The following is a 620-nucleotide window of genomic DNA, read 5'->3' as shown; positions in this document are numbered from 1 at the left end:
AGCGTAGGCAGAGAGAACACGAATTGCCCGAGGGCCATGAGCTGCATGCAGTCAGTCTCCGAGGTCGTAGAGGGACGAGCGGCCGCGCGCGCTGGCGGCGCGGTCGCGGCGGTCCAGCTCGGCACCGATGGCCGCGGCGATCGCCCGGCCGTCCGCTCCGGGCGCGACGTTGACGGTGATGTGGTACGTGTTGCCGCCGCCGGCGATCGGCGAGCGCGCCGGCGCAGGCGCGGACAGCGGCGGCCGGCTGTCGATGGTGAGCGCGGACGGCTGCACGATGGACGGCACCGGGCCGCCGGCGGCCATGGCTGGCAGGCCGATGGAGGCCGCCGCGACCATGCCGGCCGCGGCCTTCCGGATGGCAGGGTTCCCGCCCTCGATACCGATTGCCGCGCCCTCGCTGACCCAGGCGCCGTACTGCATCATGACGCGCGACGGGGAGGCGATGCCGAGCTTTTCCTTGAACCACGAGCCGACCGAATCGGCGACGCCCCCGATTGCCTCGCGAACGTTCGGGAGGCGGGACACGATGCCGTTCTTGAGGCCGTCCATCAGGTCGCCGCCCATGGTCGCGAAGCGATCTTTCAGCCCGACCAAGTCCTGCCAGAGTGCAGCAGCAC

The 620-nt window shown here is 71.5% G+C and carries 1 protein-coding gene; it reads right to left on the bottom strand.

What is annotated here, in order from left to right:
• Positions 1-51: 51 nt before the first annotated feature.
• On the bottom strand, positions 52-620 hold a 569-nt coding region (locus FJV41_RS53010; RefSeq protein ID WP_438616793.1), incomplete at its 5' end, for a phage tail protein.

Source organism: Myxococcus llanfairpwllgwyngyllgogerychwyrndrobwllllantysiliogogogochensis (assembly GCF_006636215.1).
Classification (GTDB): Bacteria; Myxococcota; Myxococcia; order Myxococcales; family Myxococcaceae; genus Myxococcus; species Myxococcus llanfairpwllgwyngyllgogerychwyrndrobwllllantysiliogogogochensis.
Note: the sequence above shows the minus strand (reverse complement) of the source record. Positions and strands in the feature narration are given on the sequence as shown.